The following is a 4,571-nucleotide window of genomic DNA, read 5'->3' on the forward strand; positions in this document are numbered from 1 at the left end:
CCTTGCATATGCCGTAATGAATGGGGTTAAAGCTAGGGGAGAAAAAGGACAATACAGTACAGAACGTATTCATTTTAACAAAAATAACCATTCTTAACTTTTCGTTACATAGTTAGAAACTTTTCCGCCGACCTACTTATTTAGACCAAACTCTTGATTCCTCTTTGCACCTCTGCGTCTGGAGCGTGAGGCAAAAAAATGTGGTTCATTTACCCGAAAATCGCTGTAATTACAACTTGTGCATATTGTGACTAAGAGGATCAAAATTTCGAGGAAATTTGGTGCTTTCATCATAATATGCACGATGTAAATTCGCTCCATATAACTTAGTATAATGCAGCCTAGCACCCCGAAGATTTGCTTCAGTGAGATTGACACCAGATAAATTTGCTTTAGTCAAATTTGCCTTTGCTAAATTCGTTCCACTCAAATCTGCACCCCAGAGTTTAGCTTTAGCTAAGTTAGCTTCACTTAAATCTGCTCCCCATAAATTAATTCCGGGTAAATAGGCATTAATTAATTTAGCCCTGATTAATTTAGCAGAAACAAAATATCTTTCTCCTGCAAGATAACGCCGTTTTAGTTCCTCAGTTTCCATATCTAACCTACTTGAGCAACAAAACCTCTATCTCCAGAATAGTTCCTAAGTTGTTTATTGGCATTTTATCACCACAAAAATTTTTGCCTATATGATTACTTGAATTTTCATAATTTATTCCGTTTAACTCGTCAATTCAATTATACCCAATTAAGGATGGGATTGGACGCGCAAACCTACTTCACAGGTTGCAGTTTTGTCACCTTGAGTTTAAACTTCCCTACCCCAGTTTCCCCAAAAGAATGAACGCGCACAATGTAAGTTCCTGTTTCTGTAATGCGGGTAAACAATAGAGAATTGCTTGTACCGTCGGGAGCATCATCATTTTCTCCTGCTGTTGAACCATTGGGTGCTAATAGTGTAATAATGCTGTCAAAGTTTTCCGATGACAAATCAATAGATAAATTATCACCCTGATTTAATTTGATTGCATAATCACGAGCAAATCCCCCTTGTCCTGTGGGAATATCTTTGTTTGATAAGGTATCAGAAATTTCTGTCAAATTAGTTAACGGAATAGGGCTATATAACTTATTTTGTGCTGAGGCTGTTTTGATCCAAATCCCCATTGTTAGCAATGTAATAGGAATAATTAAGATGTTTCTGAAACCCACTGCAAAAATCTTTCTCATAAATTGAAATACTGTTCCCAGAAATACAGGGTAACTAATCTAATATAGCTTGATTTTTATTTATTTGTCGTGGCAACAGCAGCTACACCCAAGACTGTAATTTGATGTTGTTCAAGAGTCTGTACAGCAGCTTTAACAGTAGCACCAGTAGTATAAATATCATCCACTAATAAGATTGGTATATGGGGATGACGACGCAAATCTTTACCAATCACAAAAGCATTTACTAAATTTTCTTGTCTTTGAACTGCGGATAAACTAAATTGTGCTTTGGTTTCCTTGATGCGTTCTAAACCATTGATTTTCAATTTGTATCCTGTCACATTACAAAAACCTTCAGCTATTAATGCAGCTTGATTAAAACCCCGTTGTTTTTGTTTTTTGGGGTGCATAGGGATAGGAACAACTAAAAGCTGTTGTTGTGGTTGCGGTGAATGTAATAACCATGATTCCCCTAACCATTCTCCTAACACATAACCAATTTGTGGCTGATTCTCATATTTTAATGCAGCGATCGCTCTTTTGACTGCACCACCATAATTTCCCCACACAAATATTGGTAATGGTTGTTTCCATAAATAAGCAGGATTTTGTTTGTGACAACTTTGAATTTGTTTGATACAATATGGACAAAGTTCCCTGGGTGTAGGACGTTGACACAGGGGACAAGAGGATTTAAGAAAAAGACTCAGAAGGTTTTGGAATATCTTGATCATAGATATTTTACATAGACTAAATCACATCTGCTAGTTTCTACACCTGTTGTTGGTAGATAACCATTACTTTCATAAAGTTTAACAGCTTCAGCTAAAATACTGGCGGTTTCAATCCAAATTTGCTTAAATCCCCGCAAAGCAATTGCTGTTTCTAGTTGTTGTAATAAATATTTGCCTAATCCTAAACCGCGCACTTTTGGTAAAAGATACATTTTTCTAATTTCTACAGCTTTTTCGCCGCGATTTATGGGATAATAGGCAGCAGTCCCGACAATCTGATTTTGATGTTCAATTACCCAAAATTCTCCACCAGTTGCTAAATAATATTCTTCAATATTTAATACATCCTTGTCTGCTTCTTCTGGTTGCCAAGGTAAACCGTATTCTGATAATACAGAACTAATGACTTTAGCTGCGAAAATGCGGTCTTTTTCTTGCCAATTGCGAATGATAAGATCTTGGTATTGATACATAAATTTAGTCCATTAAATTAGAATAATATTTAGGAAATTTCTATGGTGTTTTGGATGATTAATCTAAAACCTATTTCATCCTTAAATTTATCCATTCTTGTAATTTGTGAAGACTGAAAATTAGGTTTTTTGTTATTAGCTATATATGCCTTTTTAGATTTATAAATTTCTAAATCATGATTTGCTATAAAAACATTAATTGTATTTTTTAATTGCTCCTCTCCCTTTCCAACCCATTTACTATTTTCAGACTTTCTCGTTTTTAATTCCACGAAAATAAGATGATTGTTGTAAGTAAGCATACCGTCACAACGATTCTCCTTTTCACCATTTGATCTGAGAATTTCAATACAATTATCAATAGCGGTAAATATCACCTCTATTTCTTGATTATTTTCAACAATAGCAATCCATTTGCTACAATCATCAATATCAGTATCAATATAAGCAGGATCTTCGTTAGGATCATCACAAAGTCGAAATTTATACTGATTTGTCTGACTTTGATAAGTAGATTTAAAAAAATTTATACTCATATTTGTTCCTCAATTTCCAGTAAATTATCAAAAAGGTTATTAGTCTCTGCTAAGAAAGAATTGAGATAATTTTCATCAGTAGGTAATCCTTCATAAGTAGAAAGTTTGATAATTTCCCCTGTCTCTGTTAATTCATATACAATTGAATCTTCATCAGATACACAAGATGCTTGAGAAACAATATTTTCTAGTTGTTCCTTTAGTAAATTGCTGTTTGGTAAATCTATAATTTTCTGTAAAACCTGATATCCCTTGATTGCTAATGTCAGATAATTAATAATATAAGGACTGTGGGTAGTAAGAATTAGTGTATTACCTTCTGTAAGGTTAGCAAATTCTAATAATTTATATAAAACGTCTTTTTGCGATTGTGGAAACAGATTTTGTTCTATTTCTTCAACAATATTTAAAAAACATTCATTTTTGTATTTGGAAGATAATACTTCCAAAGCAGCTTTTTTAACTTCCTCAGAAAGATTATCATTGGATAGGATTCTTTCAATTTCTATTTTTAATCTTTGTTGTTCTTCTCCACTCAATTCACTTTGGGAAGAATCTTTATTTTGACCAATAGATAACGCAATATTTCTAGAAACTAAAAACAAAGGAATAAAAGATTGAAACCCGCTTGAAGATTCGGAAATATTTAATTTATAATCACTTCCTATAATATTTAAAGTATTATTTTTTTGATCAAATTCCAACTTTACATCACCCACTGGTAAAGTCAAACTTTCTGATAATTCCTGTTGAGAACGTTCTAATTCCTCAAAAAAAGTAGATAATGATTGAGGTAATCCTTTTACTTTTTCAGCACCCTTGACAACACTAAAAAAGTTTCTTTCTGCTGGTACATACATAATTTTAGGTACAATATAAGTTCTATTAAAATGAAGAATCTTAGGATAAATGTTTAATTTTCCATCTTGGAAATAAAAATAAAAAGCATTTCCTACATATTCAATTTTAGTTTCTGGCAAGAAATAATTATTCAAGTTATGATAGTTACAATATGTTTTAACAAACCTATTATAGGTTTTCACATCTTTTATTGCTAAATTTCCACGATATAACTGTTTTTCCAACCAGCTAAATGTTGAAATTAACTTAGCAATGCTACTTTTTCCTGTACCTTGATTACCGATAAAAACAGTAATTTTGCGAATATCTATAAATCCATTATTTTCTGCAAAACCTGACTTAATTGGTCCGAAATTTTTAACTTTTATTTGACTCATAATAATGTTTATTTACTATATTTACTTAATTTTCCTTTTCTAGTAAAAATATTATAATTCAAACTCTGATTAACAATAATTTATTTTTCATAATAAAAACGCCCCCCTTGCGGAGAGCGTTTTTTATTTAACTAGACTCTAGTTATTAACCGTTGATAGCAGGAGCGCTTAAAGCAACAGGAGCAACATCAGCAGCAGCCAAGTCTAGAGGGAAGTTGTGAGCGTTACGCTCGTGCATTACTTCCATACCTAAGTTAGCGCGGTTGATTACGTCAGCCCATGTAGCGATGACACGACCTTGAGAATCCATGACAGATTGGTTGAAGTTGAAACCGTTCAAGTTGAAAGCCATTGTGCTAACACCCAAAGCTGTGAACC

At 33.1% G+C, this 4,571-nt stretch carries 6 protein-coding genes and 1 pseudogene; all 7 read right to left on the reverse strand.

From position 1 onward, the window contains the following. Window positions 1–229 precede the first annotated feature (229 nt). Window positions 230–598: a pentapeptide repeat-containing protein gene (locus PN450_RS08630; RefSeq protein ID WP_015080803.1), complete on the reverse strand. Its 369-nt coding sequence runs from the start codon at window positions 596–598 to the stop codon at window positions 230–232. Between the two features lie 176 nt (window positions 599–774). Continuing rightward, on the reverse strand, window positions 775–1,230 hold the full coding sequence (locus tag PN450_RS08635) for a PPC domain-containing protein (protein ID WP_168633682.1): 456 nt from the start codon (window positions 1,228–1,230) through the stop codon (window positions 775–777). Between the two features lie 56 nt (window positions 1,231–1,286). Beyond that, window positions 1,287–1,946, reverse strand: coding sequence for a ComF family protein (locus PN450_RS08640; RefSeq protein WP_168652612.1), 660 nt, complete (start codon window positions 1,944–1,946; stop codon window positions 1,287–1,289). Then, window positions 1,943–2,419, reverse strand: a complete 477-nt coding sequence (locus PN450_RS08645; RefSeq protein WP_271836023.1) for a GNAT family N-acetyltransferase — start codon at window positions 2,417–2,419, stop codon at window positions 1,943–1,945. The genes PN450_RS08640 and PN450_RS08645 overlap by 4 nt, the downstream gene beginning before the upstream one ends. Window positions 2,420–2,448: 29 nt before the next feature. Beyond that, window positions 2,449–2,955 carry a hypothetical protein gene (locus PN450_RS08650; RefSeq protein WP_271836024.1) on the reverse strand — a complete coding sequence of 169 codons (507 nt, stop codon included), beginning with the start codon at window positions 2,953–2,955 and terminating at the stop codon, window positions 2,449–2,451. Then, complete coding sequence (locus PN450_RS08655; RefSeq protein ID WP_271836025.1) at window positions 2,952–4,193, reverse strand: ATP-binding protein; 1,242 nt, start codon at window positions 4,191–4,193, stop codon at window positions 2,952–2,954. The genes PN450_RS08650 and PN450_RS08655 overlap by 4 nt, the downstream gene beginning before the upstream one ends. A 145-nt stretch (window positions 4,194–4,338) precedes the next feature. Next, a pseudogene (locus tag PN450_RS08660) lies at window positions 4,339–4,571 on the reverse strand (photosystem II q(b) protein); the annotation flags it as partial.

It is taken from the genome of Dolichospermum lemmermannii CS-548 (assembly GCF_028330815.1).
GTDB lineage: Bacteria > Cyanobacteriota > Cyanobacteriia > Cyanobacteriales > Nostocaceae > Dolichospermum > Dolichospermum lemmermannii.